12 protein-coding genes are annotated in these 15,193 nt (G+C 66.8%); 5 read left to right on the forward strand and 7 right to left on the reverse strand.

Going from position 1 to position 15,193, the window contains the following annotated elements; genetic code table 11:
* Positions 1-30 precede the first annotated feature (30 nt).
* Positions 31-2,370: an esterase-like activity of phytase family protein gene (locus ABIA65_RS20405; protein WP_354524733.1), complete on the reverse strand. Its 2,340-nt coding sequence runs from the start codon at positions 2,368-2,370 to the stop codon at positions 31-33.
* 110 nt (positions 2,371-2,480) lie between these two features.
* Positions 2,481-3,653 carry a hypothetical protein gene (locus ABIA65_RS20410; protein ID WP_354524734.1) on the reverse strand — a complete coding sequence of 391 codons (1,173 nt, stop codon included), beginning with the start codon at positions 3,651-3,653 and terminating at the stop codon, positions 2,481-2,483.
* A 181-nt stretch (positions 3,654-3,834) separates the two neighbouring features.
* Here ABIA65_RS20410 and ABIA65_RS20415 point away from each other — a divergent pair, with 181 nt between their 5' ends.
* Together ABIA65_RS20415 and ABIA65_RS20420 are read left to right on the forward strand one after the other, a co-directional pair.
* Positions 3,835-4,281, forward strand: a complete 447-nt coding sequence (locus ABIA65_RS20415) for an MmpS family transport accessory protein (RefSeq protein WP_241400939.1) — start codon at positions 3,835-3,837, stop codon at positions 4,279-4,281.
* The gene (locus ABIA65_RS20420) at positions 4,278-7,181 is read left to right on the forward strand and encodes an MMPL/RND family transporter (protein WP_354524735.1); all 2,904 of its coding nucleotides are present in this window, start codon (positions 4,278-4,280) and stop codon (positions 7,179-7,181) included. The genes ABIA65_RS20415 and ABIA65_RS20420 overlap by 4 nt, the downstream gene beginning before the upstream one ends.
* Before the next feature lie 7 nt (positions 7,182-7,188).
* Here the strand turns inward: ABIA65_RS20420 and ABIA65_RS20425 are convergent, their stop codons facing one another.
* Together ABIA65_RS20425 and ABIA65_RS20430 are read right to left on the reverse strand one after the other, a co-directional pair.
* The gene (locus ABIA65_RS20425; protein ID WP_241400941.1) at positions 7,189-7,827 is read right to left on the reverse strand and encodes a DUF1345 domain-containing protein; all 639 of its coding nucleotides are present in this window, start codon (positions 7,825-7,827) and stop codon (positions 7,189-7,191) included.
* Positions 7,828-7,897: 70 nt separating this feature from the next.
* Positions 7,898-8,191 (reverse strand): hypothetical protein, encoded by a 294-nt coding sequence (locus tag ABIA65_RS20430; RefSeq protein ID WP_241400942.1) that lies wholly within the window; start codon positions 8,189-8,191, stop codon positions 7,898-7,900.
* A 218-nt stretch (positions 8,192-8,409) separates the two neighbouring features.
* Between ABIA65_RS20430 and ABIA65_RS20435 the strand changes: the two genes are divergently transcribed.
* Positions 8,410-10,014 (forward strand): MFS transporter, encoded by a 1,605-nt coding sequence (locus ABIA65_RS20435; RefSeq protein ID WP_354524736.1) that lies wholly within the window; start codon positions 8,410-8,412, stop codon positions 10,012-10,014.
* Between the two features lie 26 nt (positions 10,015-10,040).
* Here the strand turns inward: ABIA65_RS20435 and ABIA65_RS20440 are convergent, their stop codons facing one another.
* The 3 genes from ABIA65_RS20440 to ABIA65_RS20450 all read right to left on the reverse strand — a co-directional run bounded on the left by ABIA65_RS20440 (position 10,041) and on the right by ABIA65_RS20450 (position 12,009).
* Positions 10,041-10,430 (reverse strand): type II toxin-antitoxin system VapC family toxin, encoded by a 390-nt coding sequence (locus tag ABIA65_RS20440; protein WP_354524737.1) that lies wholly within the window; start codon positions 10,428-10,430, stop codon positions 10,041-10,043.
* Positions 10,430-10,684 carry a type II toxin-antitoxin system VapB family antitoxin gene (locus ABIA65_RS20445; RefSeq protein ID WP_354524738.1) on the reverse strand — a complete coding sequence of 85 codons (255 nt, stop codon included), beginning with the start codon at positions 10,682-10,684 and terminating at the stop codon, positions 10,430-10,432. Before ABIA65_RS20445 ends, ABIA65_RS20440 begins: the two co-directional genes overlap by 1 nt.
* Before the next feature lie 197 nt (positions 10,685-10,881).
* Positions 10,882-12,009: a hypothetical protein gene (locus tag ABIA65_RS20450; protein WP_354524739.1), complete on the reverse strand. Its 1,128-nt coding sequence runs from the start codon at positions 12,007-12,009 to the stop codon at positions 10,882-10,884.
* A 309-nt stretch (positions 12,010-12,318) separates the two neighbouring features.
* On the opposite strand from ABIA65_RS20450, the gene ABIA65_RS20455 reads away from it, so the two are divergent.
* Together ABIA65_RS20455 and ABIA65_RS20460 are read left to right on the forward strand one after the other, a co-directional pair.
* Entirely contained in the window at positions 12,319-14,244 is a 1,926-nt protein-coding gene (locus tag ABIA65_RS20455) for an ABC transporter ATP-binding protein/permease (protein ID WP_354524740.1), read from the forward strand.
* Positions 14,245-14,296: 52 nt separating this feature from the next.
* Positions 14,297-14,917, forward strand: coding sequence for a cutinase family protein (locus ABIA65_RS20460; RefSeq protein WP_354524922.1), 621 nt, complete (start codon positions 14,297-14,299; stop codon positions 14,915-14,917).
* The last annotated feature ends 276 nt before the right edge of the window (positions 14,918-15,193 follow it).

Raw genomic sequence — 15,193 nt, forward strand, 5'->3', positions numbered from 1 at the left:
CGTTGCCAGCCTTTGAGGGTGGTGAGGCGCCTACTTCTGCAGCGCGGTGCCCGCCGTCCCGAGATCGAGGAACACGGTCTCGCCGTTGGCGTCGTCGAGCCCGTCGTTGTCGGTGACGACGAACAGCTTCCCGTTGCCCGCGACGGCGAAACCCTCCACCTTCTCCTGCGCGAAGCCGTTGGTGGCCTGCAGATCCGGCAGGAGATCACGGGCGAGCTTCTTGGGCAACACCTTCGGGGCCTGATCGGCGGCGGTCAGGACGCCGTCCTCGGGAATCTCGACGCGGTAGATGGCCTTGACGCGGGCGTCGGGTCCGTTGAGCTTGTCGCGTTCAAGCACCAGCAGCGCGCCGTCGTGAACGGCGATCTCGGACAATCCGATCCAGTCGCCCTCGACGGCGGTGCTGTCCAGCTGGTAGCCGAACCACACCCACTTGCCGTCGGCCGGGGTGTAGCGACCGATGCGGGCCACGCCCTTGGGGTCGGTCTTGAGTTCGCGCTGGAGCGCCACCCAGACGGTGTTGTCGTCTGCGGCCACCCCCTCCAGGCCCTGACCGCCCAGTCCGTCCGCGATTTCGGAGGGCAGCGAGACTCGGTTCTCGATGCTGCCGTCGGCGGCGACGAACACCAGCTGGTTGTCGGGGCCCTTCTCCCCCTCGACGGCCAGCACGAAGCCGCCATCGGGGCGGGCCGCGACGCCCTCGACGTCGAGAGTGACGGGCTTGCCGTCCTCGGTGATCGGCAGCGCGGTGTCGATCACCGCCGGGGTCTGTGACACGTCGACGCCGAGGATCCGCGCCGGCCCGTACGCGCTGTCGGTGGAGGTGTAGAGCCGGTTCTCGTTGGCCGGGTCGGCGGACAGCGCGCCAAGGGCGCCCCAGCCGATCGGCGCGCCGTCGACGTCGCCGGACACGATGGACGGGAACGCGGGCTTGCCGCCGGCCGCCGCGTACTGGTCCCCGTAGCCGTACACGCTAACCGAGGCGCGCACCCCGTTGTCGGCCTCATCGGCCTCCGAGGAGACCACCAGCAGGTTGCGCGATGGGATCGGCAGGACACCCTCGGGGCCCGGCGTGGTCGGCAGGATCTGGCGGAACCGCGGCGCGGCGGGGTCGCTGACGTCGTAGACCGCGACGAAGTTGCTGCGCTCGGAAGCGATCAATGCGGTTGGGCGACCGTCGATCTCGGTGATCGCGAGACCTTCTGGCTCCGGGCCCTTCGACTCGGCGCGACTCTCGATGTGCAGACCCGTCCGCACGGCGAGCTGCTCGACGGTGTTGCCGGCGTCCCAGGCCACCTCCCCGGTGGTGGCGTCGAAGACGGTCCAGCCGCGGGTGCCGCCCTTCCAGTCACCCTCGTTGGCGGTGGCCAGGTGGTCGTCGCCGATCCAGCCGATCGCGTCGGGTTCGCGGGGCGTCTCGGGGATGGAGCCGCTCTGGTCGATCTTGCCGTCCTCGGCGGTGTCGATACCGCTGACGGAGGCGGTCCCGGCGCTGAAGATCTTCTGCACCGCGCCGGTCTTGCCGTCGATAATGGCGATGCCGTTGTTCTCCTGCAGGCTCACCGCGACCTGGCCGCGGGAGTTGATGCTGACGTACTCGGGCTCCAGGTCCCCAGGGGTGTCCAGGCCCGCCTGGCGCGCGGCGTCGACGTCGAAGTCGACCTTGCGGCTCTTCCACGCGGTCGGCGCGCCGGCGAGGTTGACCAGTTGCACGAATCCCGTTGGGGGCTGGGGCAGGTCGCCCTCCTCCTTACCGGCCGGGGTGAACTCCTCGTCGCGCTGGTTCTCGATCGCGATCGCGGCGAACGTACCGTCGGAGCTGATGGCGATCGAGTCGGGCTGACCGCCGAGGTCGATGCTGTGCACCCGAGTGCGATCACTGACCCGCACGACGTCGACGCGTCCCGACGGGTTGGCGAAGTCGCCGCCGGTGGTGTCTACGACCACCAGGACGAACTCGCCGACGGCGGCCACCGAGGTCGGCTGGTCATCGGCGTGACCGAGTTCCTTGAGCGAGAGCGTGCCCAGCCCAACGGGTTTGGCGGGATCGCGGACGTCGACGAAGCCGATCCGCTTGGCGGCGGCGTCGGTGTAGATGACGGTGTTGCCGTCGGGCGTCACGGTGGAGATCTCGGCGACGGTCTCGGCCGCCGGATCTTCGGGGGGAGCCCCTATGGGCTTGTTGAGATACACCGGGTAGGTGGCCTGCCGGTGGTAGCGCTCCGATGCCGGCAGGTTCCAGTCGATGGGCGAGGTGGCCTTCGGCGTCTCGGGCGGGGTCTCGGAGGCCTCCTCGGTGGTGGAGCAGGCCGCCAGCAGCAGTGCTGCGATGGTGGCCGCCGCCGCTCGACTCAGGTGCGAGGTGGTCACGAGTCCCCTATTCAGTTCGGCTGTGAAGTCGCAGTGAGCCTGTCGTGAGCAGGTGACACAAAGGGGGTGTGCGGGTGAACGCTGGGCGATGGGGAGGTGTCCGGAGGTTGTCAGGCGTCCTCGTCGTCGTCCCAGTACACCGGGTTGTCGAGCACCTCCTGCTTGAACGCCGGACCCAGCTCGTCGATCACCGCGAGCGCCTCTGCGGTGAGCTCCTCCCGAATGCCGCTCTGCGCGTGGGCGAACGGCACGAAGGCTCGCAGGAGTTCTGGAACCGCGAGCACACGCTCCCCCGCGACGTCCTCGCTGAAGGATGACGAGCCGAGGGCCTGCTCGACACGCGCCGCACTCCACCGCACCGGGTCGCCCGATCCGGTCTCCAGAAGCTCCAGCAGCAGCTCCCGATAGTCGGGATCGCCGAACGGTACGCCCCATGGGGAGTCTACGAACTGGTTGAACAACTCCGACAGGCGAAGACCCCATGCGGGTGATTGGTATGCCTGCCCGCCTTCGGGCAGGTGTGCAATGAGCCATTGCACCAGTGGCCGACAGCCCGGCCACGAGTCGGTGCCCGCCACAAACATCTGCTGGCCGAGTCCATATTGGATCCAAGCCCGAGCATCGGCAGGGCTCATCTCGACGAAGCTGGTGTCAGGGTCTGTGTTCTGCTCTGCCGCAACGGAGATCACATGGTCAATCGAATCAGGCACGAAGAACGCGTCTTTGACCTCCGAGAACAGGAGGTGATTGATGTGCGCAACGCAGGTCACTTCGTGACCGCTGGTGAACCTGGCGCCGATCAGCAGTTCGTCGCCGTCGCCCAGCACGTGTGCCATCCGCACCGCGCGGTAAACGTCGACCTGCGGCAGCTCGGAGATCCACTGTGGCGGGGCGTCGTGCCGCGCGGCGACCTCCGCTCGGCACCGCAGTGCCAGGTCCGTGTCGTCGACCAGCAGTTCGGCGAGCACCGCCAGCAGCACCGTCGTCTCCGGAATCGGTACGTCGACGAAGCCGGTGATGAGGTCATCGAGTCGGACGGGGTCCCCCTGCGGGCCAGACTTCACAAATGCCAGCGGGTCGGGCTTCGTGGCCTCGATCAGCAGGCTGACCATCCCGAGGAGATCGAGCGGATGCCCCGTGGCCAGTGCCTGGCGCACCTCCTCGACCAGCGGCGTTTCGTCAGGGGTTTCCTGGTCACGAGGGGTTTCCTGGTCGCGGGTCTGCATCCGCCGCACGTCGCGTCGCGCCTGCTTGGCTTTGCGTCGCCTGCGTCCGTCGTTCATGGCACCGACGCTACTTGCGGGCAAGGACACCGCCTTGCACTCGGTGCCGGAAAAACCCGGGACGTGGCCATTGTTCAGCCCGGCGTCGTACCGTACCGTCAACTTAGTTGATATGATTCCGTCCGCCGAAGCAGTACCTCACCACCGGTAAATCATGTCACCGCTCCTCGAAAGGCCACGAATGCAGCGGTTTTCGCCCAGTCGCTTTCTGATGCGACGGTGGATGATTGTGGTGGCAGTGCTGGTGGTCGGGGTGGCTGGGTTCGCGGTGTATCGCCTCAACGGCATCTTCGGCTCCCAGGACGTGGTGTCCACGCCTGACAACAGCGCCAACGACACCAAGCCGTTCAACCCGAAACGCGTGCTCATCGAGGTGTTCGGCGCCCCGGGGTCCACCGCCACCATCACCTACCTGGACATCTACGCCCAGCCCCAGCGCGCCGACGCCGTCGCACTGCCGTGGGCATATGACACCACCACGACCCAGCCGACCGTGTTCGTCAACGTTCAGGCCCAGGGCGACGGCGAAACGATCGGCTGCCGCATCACCATCGACGACGCCGTCAAGGACGAGAGATCGGTCAACGCCTTGAACCCCTTCACCTACTGCCTGGACAAGTCCGGATGAGCGGGCGTCACGGCTCGACCGACGAGGCGCCGACGGCCCCGATCGACACGCCGCACGACGAGAAGCGCAGCCGCATCGCCCACACGATCCGGGTGCTCTGCGTCCCCATCGTGGTGTTCTGGGTGCTCGTCGCCGGGCTCAGCAACGCGCTCGTCCCGCAACTCGAGGTGGTCGGCGCGGAGCACAACGTCGCGCTGAGTTCCCCTGACTCGCCGTCGCTGCAGGCCTTCAAGCAGATCGGCGAGAAGTTCGAGGAGTTCGACACCGACAGCGCGGCAATGATCGTGCTGGAGGGCGACGAGCCGCTGGGCGCCGAGGCGCACCAGTACTACGACGAGATCGTCAAACGAGTCGGCGCCGACACCAAGCACGTTCAGCACATCCAGGACTTCTGGGGCGACCCGCTCACTGCGGCCGGTTCGCAGAGTCCCGACGGCAAGGCCGCCTACGTCCAGGTGTTCCTGTCCGGCAATCAGGGCGAGGCCCTGTCGCTGGCCTCCGTTGACGCCGTGCGCGAGATCGTCGACGGCACGCCCGCCCCACCCGGGGTCAAGGCCTACGTCACCGGGGCCGCCGCCCAGATCGCCGACCAGTTCGAGGTGGGCAACGAGAGCACCGAACTGGTGACCGCGCTGACGGTCGGTGTCATCGCGGTGATGCTCCTCATCGTCTACCGCTCCTTCGTCACGATGCTGCTGGGGCTGGCCACGGTGCTCATCCAGATGGCCGCCGCGCGAGGCATCGTGTCGTTCCTGGCGAACGAGAACCTGATCGGCCTGTCGACGTACTCGACCAACATCCTGACGCTGCTGGTCATCGCGGCGGGCACCGACTACATCATCTTCCTGCTCGGCCGTTACCACGAGGCGCGCGGCCTGGGTAAGGATCGCGAATCCGCCTGGTACGACATGTATCACGGGACGACACACGTCATCCTCGGCTCGGGGCTGACGATCGCCGGCGCGGTGGCCTGCCTGTACTTCACCCGGCTGCCGTACTTTCAGAGCCTCGGCATCCCGGCGGCGCTCGGCGTGCTGGTGGCGCTGTCCGCCTCGCTGACACTGGCGCCCGCGGTGATCGTCATCGGCGGCAGGTTTGGGCTGCTGGATCCCAAGCGCCCCACGCAGAAGTACCGCTGGCGGCGGATCGGGACGGCGATCGTGCGCTGGCCCGGACCAATTCTCATCGCCACGATGGCCGTCGCGCTCATCGGACTGCTCGCGCTGCCGGGGTACAAGACCAACTACGACGACAGCGTCTACATGCCAGACAGCGCACCGTCGAACGTCGGTTACGCGGCCGCCGAACGCCACTTCTCCAAGGCCCGGCTGAATCCCGAACTGCTGATGATCGAGACCGATCACGATCTGCGCAATCCCACGGACATGATCCTGTTGGAGCGGGTGGCCAAGGCCGTGTTCCACACCGACGGCGTCGCGCAGGTGCAGTCGATCACGCGGCCGCTGGGCACGCCGCTGGACCACACGTCGATCCCGTTCCAGATCAGCGCGGGAAGCGCGTCGCAGATCAACAACCTGCCGTTCCAGCAGGCCCGCGCCGACGATCTGCTGAAGCAGGTCGGGGTGATCGACGACAGCATCACCACGCTGCGCCAACAGATGCAGCTGCAGCTGCAGTCGAGCGACATCACGCACGAGCAGAGCGAGGCGTTCCAGCAGACCGTAGCCACGGCCGCCGACCTACGAGACAAGATCGCCACGTTCGACGACTTCTTCCGGCCGATGCGTAACTACTTCTACTGGGAGCCACACTGTTACGACATCCCGGCGTGCGCGGCGTTCCGGTCGCTCTTCGACGCGCTGGACGGGATCAACGAGCTGACCGATCAGCTGGCCAACGTGTCGGGCAGCATCGCCAAACTCGATGAGCTTCAACCGAAGCTGGTGGCGCTCATCCCGCCGCAGATCGCGAATCAGGAGACCAACCGCGATCTGACGATGACTAATCACTCGACCACGTCGGGCATCTACGACCTGAGTGCGGCGGCGCTGGAGAACTCCACGGCGCTGGGCCAGGCGTACGACGCGTCGAAGACCGACGACTCGTTCTACCTACCGCCGGAGGCGTTCGACAACCCCGAGTTTAAGCGCGGGCTGAAGCTGTTCCTGTCGCCCGACGGCAAGGCCGCCCGGATGATCATCACCCACGACGTGGATCCCGCGACCGCCGCGGGCATCTCGCACATCGAGGAGATCCGGCACGCGGCTGCCGAGGCGGTGAAGGGCACGCCGCTGGCGGGGTCGAAGATCTACATCGGCGGCGTGGCGGCCACCTACAAGGACATCGCGGAGATGGCGCACTACGACCTGTTCATCGCCGGCATCGCCGCGATGAGCCTCATCCTGCTGATCATGATGTTCATCACACGCAGCCTGGTGGCCGCACTCGTCATCGTCGGCACCGTGGCGCTGTCGCTGGGCGCCGCGTTCGGCATATCGGTTCTGGTGTGGCAGTACCTCTTTGGCATACCGCTGTACTGGGTGATCCTGCCGTTGTCGGTGATCCTGCTGCTCGCCGTGGGGTCGGACTACAACCTGCTGCTGGTCTCCCGGTTCAAGGAGGAGATCCACGCCGGGCTCAACACGGGCATCATCCGCGCGATGGCGGGCAGTGGCTCCGTGGTCACCGCCGCCGGCCTGGTGTTCGCGTTCACCATGGCGTCGTTCATCATCAGCGACTTGAAGGTGCTCGGCCAGATCGGGACGACGATCGCGCTGGGCCTGATGTTCGACACGTTGATCGTGCGGTCGTTCATGACGCCGTCGATCGCGGCGTTGATGGGCCGGTGGTTCTGGTGGCCGCTGCGGGTACGACAGCGGCCAGTGCCCGCGAAGTTCGGGGCGGACCGTCGCGACGACGAACAGCTGGCGTTGTTCTAGGTCGGCGCTACAGGCCCGAGGCGATGAGGTTGACCACCGAGGCCACGATCACCGACCCGAACAGGTAGGACAGCAGGCCGTGCTTGAGGGCCGTGGCGCGCATCCGCGATGAGGTCAGGTTGGTGTCCGAGATGGCGAAGCTCATGCCGACGGCGTAGGCGACATAGGCAAAGTCGCTGTAGCGGGGCGGTTGCTTGGTGTTGAAATCGATTCCGCCGACGGGCTTTTCCTGAAAGTAGATCTTGGCGTAGGTGAGCGCGTACAGCGTGTGCACGGCGAACCACGAGATCACCACGCTGACGACGGACACGGCCGGGGCGACGGCCTCGTAGTTGTCCGGCAACTCGTTGGCCAGCAGCAACCCAACGCCGACGAGACTGGCCAGCGCACCACCGAGGATCAGGATGAAGACGGTCCGACGGCCGGGCTCCTCGTCCTCGGCGTGCGACGCCGTCTGCGCAGGATTGAAGGGCCAGATCACCCGCCAGGTCCAGGCCATGAACGTCACCGCGAGAAAGTCCCAGCCGATCAGCAGGGAGAACCACCGGAACCCGACCCAGGCCGCCACGGCGGTCGCGATGAGACCGACGATTGCGCCGCCCAGCACGCGCACGGCGGGGCTGTGCATCCGGTGGCCTGTGCGCATGGGGCACAGTCAACCAGGTGGGGCTGTGAGTTCCGGGCTGGTCAGAGGATTCCGGGCCGACGCTTCGGGCCTACCGGCCGCTCTGCTGCATGGCGAGGCACGTGCCGTAATGCTCCGGCGTGCACGGGACGCCGTTCACCGACGGAAGCTCACCTGGCCGTGACACGACATTGGCGCCGCCGCCAGGGGTGGATCCCGGCGGGAGGAACGCGGGTGCGTTGGAGCCGCTCTTGGTGCACACGCCCGGCCACTTGGTTTGCGAGGTGCCGGAGGGGCAGGGCTTGGCCGACGCCGGAGACGCGAAGATCACCGGTGCCGACAGCAGCGCCATCGCACTCCCGAGGGCAAGGATTCCGAGCTTCACGACGTATTCACGCTCCAAACGACTCAATGTTTCTCTGAAGCCTAGCTTCTGCTGCGCTGGAGCCCGGCGCTTGGCCGTAAGTGCCGAGGTGACAGCGTTGGACACCGAGGGGTTGCTGTTGCGATTGCCCGCCTCTGAGCGACTATCGCGCGGAGGCGGGCGATGGGTTCGCGTCGCGCCGCCTAGGCTCAACGGACGGCGATACACGGGAGCGGCGGATGACATCGGCGAGCACATCGACACCGTCCACTTCGACATGGGCACCGCTGCGATCGCCGGTCTACCGCTCACTGTGGATCGCGCAGCTCGTCTCCAACCTCGGCACCTGGATGCAGATCGTCGGGGCGCAGTGGATGCTCGTCGGCGACCCTCGCGCAGCGGTCCTGGTGCCGCTGGTGCAGACCGCGACGACGCTGCCGGTGATGCTGCTGGCGCTGCCGTCGGGTGTGCTCGCGGACCTCGTCGACCGGCGCCGGCTGCTCATCGCCACCCAGGGGGCGATGGCCGCGGGAGTGGGTCTGCTCGCCTCGTTGACCGGTGCCGGGTTGACGACGCCGGCGGTGCTGCTGACCCTGTTGTTCGTCATCGGCTGCGGGCAGGCGCTCACGGCGCCGGCCTGGCAGGCGATTCAACCGGATCTCGTTCCCGCTGAGCAGATTCCGGCGGCGGCCGCGCTGGGCAGCATGAGCATCAACGGCGCGCGAGCCATCGGGCCGGCGATCGCCGGCGTGCTGGTGGCGGTGTCCGGCCCGACCCTGGTGTTCGCGCTCAACGCGGTGTCCTTCGTCGGGATCGTGTTCGTGCTCATCGCGTGGCGTCGCCCCGGCGTCTCGAGCGGCTACCCGCCCGAGCGAGCGCTCGCGGCGTTGAGCGCGGGCGGACGGTTCATCCGCAGCTCGCCCGTCGTGCGGCGCATCCTGCTGCGGGCGGCGCTGTTCATCGCACCCGGCAGCGCGATCTGGGGACTGCTACCGGTGATCGCGAAGGACCGGCTGGGGTTGTCGTCCTCGGGGTACGGGTTGCTGCTCGGTGCGCTCGGTGCCGGTGCCGTGCTCGGGGCGTTCCTGCTGTCGCGGCTGCGAGCGCGGTTCAGCCAGAACGCGCTGCTGACGGTCGGTGCGGCGGGCTTCGCGGTGGCCACCGCGGTGCTGGCGCTGGTGCCGATCTTCGCCGTCGTGTTCGCGGCCCTGGTCGTCGGCGGCGCGGCGTGGCTGCTGTCGCTGTCGACGCTGAACGCGTCGATGCAGTTGAGCCTGCCCGCGTGGGTGCGCGCCCGCGGCCTGTCGGTGTATCAGCTGGTCTTCATGGGCGGGCAGGCGGTGGGTTCGGTGGTGTGGGGTGTGCTCGCCGGAGCCACCACCAGTTCGGTCAGCCTGCTGGTGAGCGCGGCCATGTTGGTGGTGTGCGGGCTGTCGTCGCTGTGGTGGCCGCTGCACGCGAAGACCAACGAGCTGGACCTGACGCCGTCGTCGCACTGGCCCGAGCCGACGCTGATCTTCGAGCCCGAACCGCTGGACGGCCCCGTGCTGGTGCTGACCTCCTACTGCGTCGCGGCGGCGGACGAGAAGGACTTCCTGGCGGCGATGACGGTGCTGGGCCGGTCCCGCCAGCGCACCGGCGCAGCGGAGTGGCGGCTGTTCCGCAGCATCGAGCATGAGGCGACGTTCGTGGAGTCGTTCATCGTGCGGTCCTGGGGCGAGCACATGCATCAGCACTACACCCGGCTCACCGGTCAGGACCTGCTGATCGAGCAGGCCGTCGAGCGCTACACCGACGGTGTGCCGGTGTCTGAGCACTATCTGGCGGTGCGGGACGTGCGGTGAGGTGGCACGGTGGGCGGACGGGTCGGCTAGTCGGCCGCAACGACGTCCGTATGCCCAAAATCATCGCCCTTGAACAACAATGGCTGACCGCTGACCTTGGCTAGCGCGTAGGAGAAACAGTCGCCGTAGTTCAGGCCTGCCCGATGACGGCCTTTGCCATAGCGCCGGTAGGCCGCTCGGGCGACCTCGGCTTGGTCGGCGTCGACCGCGACAAGACTCACCGAGGCCCGGTGCAGCCACAAGTCCAATTCGCGGCCGCCGGATTCGCCGAAGCGGCTCTCGACCACGATGGCGGTCTCCAGGTATGACGCAGTGGACATGGTCCGCACGGGATCGTCTGCCACTCTCGCCTCGAAAAGCTCGGCATCAGGCTCGTCGGTCAGCATGGCGACCAGCGCGGAGGTGTCGATGACCATCAGGACGGCAGCCCGCGGTCGTCATAGCCCACGATCTCCTCTGCAGATCGGTCGTCGGCGGCCGGCAGCGCCGCGCACCGACGACGGATCGCCGCGAGTTCGTCGCGTAGTGGGATCACTGCAGTGCGACCGGCCTGGCGCGCTAGTCGCTCACGCAATGCGACCACCACCGCCTCGGTCAGCGTCTCGCCGGTTCGCGCGGCGAGTTCCCGGGCGAGGCGGTCAGCCTCGGGATCCTTGATACTAAGAGCCATATCGAGATTATAGATAGGTGTCGCGATTCTAGAAACCGTCATCTGCACCTTTCCAGTCAGGGCTGGCCGTTGAGTTCGACCCGATTTTCTGCGCGCCCTCACCGGCCAGGCCAAGGTGACTTCCTCCATGATCGTGCCGATCTTGTTCTCGAAGAACTGGAGGAACTTGGGATGCGGATCGCTGCGGCGGTGCGGCGCTAGACCACGTCGTCGAGGCCCCAGTACTTGGCGTGCCTCAAAACCTCCCGCTTGTAGCTCGTCCTCAGACTCTCGACCATAGCGAGCGTCCGCGCCGTCAGTTCGTCGCGAATCCCACTCTGCGCGTGAGCGTATGGGATGAACGCGCGAAGTAGATCGGGAGCATCTAGCGCGACCTCCAACGGAATGCTGTACTCGCTGTGGGGCGTGCCGCCGATCGCCTGTTCGACGCGCGCCGCGCTCCACCGCAATGGGTCACCCGTACCAGTCTCGAAGAGTTCCAGCAGCAGCTCCCGATGGCTGGAGCCGGTGAACGGCGCCGCGGAACTGGTCGCGAAGAACCCATCGCACAGCTCCTTGCCCGACTTCCAATCCCCGGGCGGTGACCGGTGCTCACCACCTTCGGGTAGCCGACCTACCAGCCACCGAACCAGTGCCCGGTAGAGCGGCCATTCATCGGTCTTCGGCGAGAGTGTCGGCATGTTGAGAGCATCCTCGGTCCACACCCGCGCGTCGGCAAGCGTCATCTCGAAAATGTCGGTGTCGGTGCTGGTTTCGGCGACCTTGGCAAGCGCTTCGTCGATCGGTTCCGGCACAGCGGCTGCATCGGTGACAGTCGAGAGCATGTTGTGGTCGATCCGGATGGCGACGGTCAGCTCGTGGCCACGGTCGAGTCGCATACCGATGACTACTTCGTCGACGTCACGGAACACATGGGTTCTGCGGACCGCGCGGTAGACGTCGACCTGCGGCAGTGCGGTGATCCATCGCGGTAGATGCTCGCCACGTTCGGCCACTTCGCGGCGGCATCGGAGCTGTTGCGCTGGATCGTCGACGAGAAGTTCGGCAGTGACGGCCAGTAGCGCCGTCGTCTCCCGATTCCGTACACCGATCAATCCGGTCAGGATGTTGTCCAGGTGCGTCTCATCGCGGCGCCTGTCAGGTTTCCCCACGTGGATCACCATGCTGGCCATACTGAGCAGGTTGAGTGGATGCCCACCCGCCAGCGCACTGCGTATCGCGTCCGTGAGTTCCGTGTCGGTAGAAGTTCCCGCGGTGCGCCTCTTCGCCCGCCGCACGTCACGTCGGGCCTGTTTGGCCCTGTCTGCTCGTCGCTTGTCACTCATATCGCGGACGCTACTCACGGGGAGTGACAAACGCCGCCCGCGGTTCAGAGGCCTTCTCCTCCAGCGCCTTCATCAGTGACGGTCGCCGGCCGTAGTCCTGGCGGATGTGCACGGCTCGCAGTGCCTGGCGGCCCTTTTCCCGCAGGGGGCCTGAGGCCGGCAGCGCCGCGCACCGACGGCGGATCGCCGCCGTTTCTGAGTTTTCGACAGGTTAAAGACTCCAGAAGCCCCATTGACCTCCGATTTCCTGACGCCCTGCGGTAGCTTTCGCCGCGAGCGTGTCCGCTGACGCAGGACTGGGGGTTCTGAATGGACGAGCTGAAACCGTTCTCGCCGTCGATCGACTGGAGTAACGGCCTTGTCGATTCGCTGATCTGGATCGGCGAGGCCTGGGCGATCACCGCGCTCGGCACGCTGGTCGTGCTGACGCTCATCGCCCGGTTCACCGTCTGGGGCCGACAGTTCTGGGCCGTCACCGGGGCCTATTTCACCGGACGGCACAGCATCAAGCCGTGGATCTCGTTGAGCGCCATGCTGTTGTCGGTGATCATCGGGGTGCGGCTGAACGTCCTGTTCAGCTACCAGAGCAACGACCTGTACTCCGCCGCGCAGATCGCCGTGCAGGGGCACGCGGTCGGCAACCAGTCGGTGAAAGACTCTGGGGTCTGGGGCTTTTGGCTGTCGCTGATGCTCTTCGCGCTTCTGGCGGCGATACTCGTCACCCGCATCATGATCGACCTGTTCATCACCCAACGCTTCATGCTGGCCTGGCGGGCGTGGCTGACCGACCGGCTCACCGGCGACTGGCTGGACGGGCGGGCCTACTACCGCGGCCGGTTCATCGACCAGACCATCGACAATCCGGATCAGCGCATCCAGTCCGACATCGACGTCTTCACCGCCATCTCCGGCCCGCAACCGAACACTCCGCATCAGACGAGCAACGGCACGCTGTTGTTCGGGGCGATCTCGTCGATCGTGTCGGTGGTCTCGTTCACCCAGATCCTGTGGAACCTCTCCGGTTCCGTGTCGCTCTTCGGTGTCGAGGTGCCGCGCGCCATGTTCTGGACGGTGTTCGTCTACGTGGCGGTCGCGACCGTCGTCGCGTTCTGGCTTGGCCGTCCGCTCATCCGGCTGTCCTTCAACAACGAGAAGTTCAACGCCGCGTTCCGTTACGCGTTGGTCCGGTTGCGGGATGCCGCCGAGGCCGTCGCCCTCTATCGCGGCGAGAAGCCCGAGCGCCGTCAGCTGCGCAGCCGGTTCGAGCCGGTGCTGTCCAACTACAAGCGGTTCATCAACAGGACCATGGTCTTCACCGGATGGAACCTGTCGATGAACCACATCAACCTTCCGCTGCCGTGGCTGCTGCAGGCGCCCCGGCTCTTCACCGGCCAGATCCAGCTCGGCACGGTCATCCAGTCGGGGGCGGCGTTCGGCTCCATCCAGGAGGCGCTGTCGTTCTTCCGCAACTCCTACGACGTGTTCGCCGGCTACCGCGCCTCCATCCTGCGACTGCACGGGCTGGTGACCGCCAACGAACAGAGCCGAGCGCTGCCCAAGCTGACCGTCGCCGCCGATGCCGACGGCGCGGTCGAACTCGACGCGGTCGAGGTCCGCGACCCGGCCGGTGCGCAGTTGATCAGCGACCTGCAGCTGCGACTGGATCCCGGGGAGTCGCTGATCATCACCGGGAAGTCGGGCACCGGCAAGTCCACGTTGTTGCGCAGCCTGGCCGAGCTGTGGCCGTACACCTCGGGCACGATGCGCTGCCCGGGCGGCGAGCACGAAACGATGTTCCTGTCCCAGCTGCCGTACGTTCCGCTCGGCGACCTGCGGACGGTGGTGTCCTATCCGCACGAGCCCGGCGAGATTCCCGATGACGAGGTGCGGGCGGCGCTGGAGGCGGTGGCGTTGCCGCGCTACACCGATCGGCTCGACGACGAGGCCGACTGGGCCAAGGTGCTCTCCCCCGGCGAGCAACAGCGCATCGCGTTCGCCCGCGTGCTGTTGACCAAGCCCAAGGCGGCGTTCCTCGACGAGGCGACCTCGGCCCTCGACGAACCGCTGGAGTTCATGATCTACAGCCTGGTCCGCCGCGAACTGCCCGACACCGTGTTCGTCAGCGTCACCCATCGCAGCACCGTCAACCGGCATCATCGGCAACACCTGGAACTGCTGGGCGAGGGCGCGTGGCGGCTGGGTCTCGTCGACGGTGCCGAGCCGGTGCCGGTCTGACCTCCGAGTTCCGTGTGAGGATGCAGGCGTGATCCTTCGCTTCGTCGCCGCCATGGCCATCACCGCCGCCGCCGTGATCGGCGTGCCCGCGACACCGGCGTCCGCCGATCCGTGTGCCGATGTCGAACTCGTCTTCGCCCGCGGCACGGCGGAGCCGCCCGGCCTAGGTCGGGTGGGGGACGCGCTGGCCAACACGCTCCGACCGCAACTCGGCGGTCGCACCCTGGGCACCTACGCGGTGAACTACCCCGCGAGCTACAACTTCCTGTCCACCCGGAACGGCGCCGACGACGCTGCGGGCCACATCGCCTGGATGACCGAGCAGTGCCCGGCCACCAGGATTGTGCTCGGCGGCTTCTCCCAAGGCGCATCCGCGGTGTCGATGCTGGCGGGGGTGGCGCCCATCGGGGATCGCATCGGCTCGATCGGGTCGGCACCACCGCTGCCCATCGAACTCGCCGGCAATGTCGCTGTCGTTGCGGTGTTCGGAAACCCCGGCGCGCGGTTCGGAAGCCCGTTGTCGACGACCGGCCAATTCGCGGGCCGCGCAATCGATCTGTGCAGCCAAGGGGATCCGATCTGCTCGGCGGGCCGCGATCGGTCGGCGCACAGCAATTACGAGCTTGCCCCCTATCCGGATCAGGCTGCGCGGTTCATTGCGGGGTTGGTGTAGCACGGCAGATCTGGGCACGGCCACTGCCGGGGTCGCGTGTCTGTCTGATGGTGTTCAGCCGCAGCAGGTTTGCGACGAATCGCTCTTCGACATGACATCAGCTCGAGGTAGTCGACACACTAGAACGACGAATTCGCTTGTACCGCTTAGGGTTGTGCCGAGCAGAGTGGCATACGAGTCAGACCCCATTAGGTACCGGCGGGTGTAGCCGAATGGCTGCCAAGCGTTCGGTCCACCGCTGGCCGTTGCGGTAGCACCGTACTGGTCGTCGGCGGC

Source organism: Mycolicibacterium sp. 624 (genome assembly GCF_040548615.1).
Taxonomy (GTDB): Bacteria; Actinomycetota; Actinomycetes; order Mycobacteriales; family Mycobacteriaceae; genus Mycobacterium.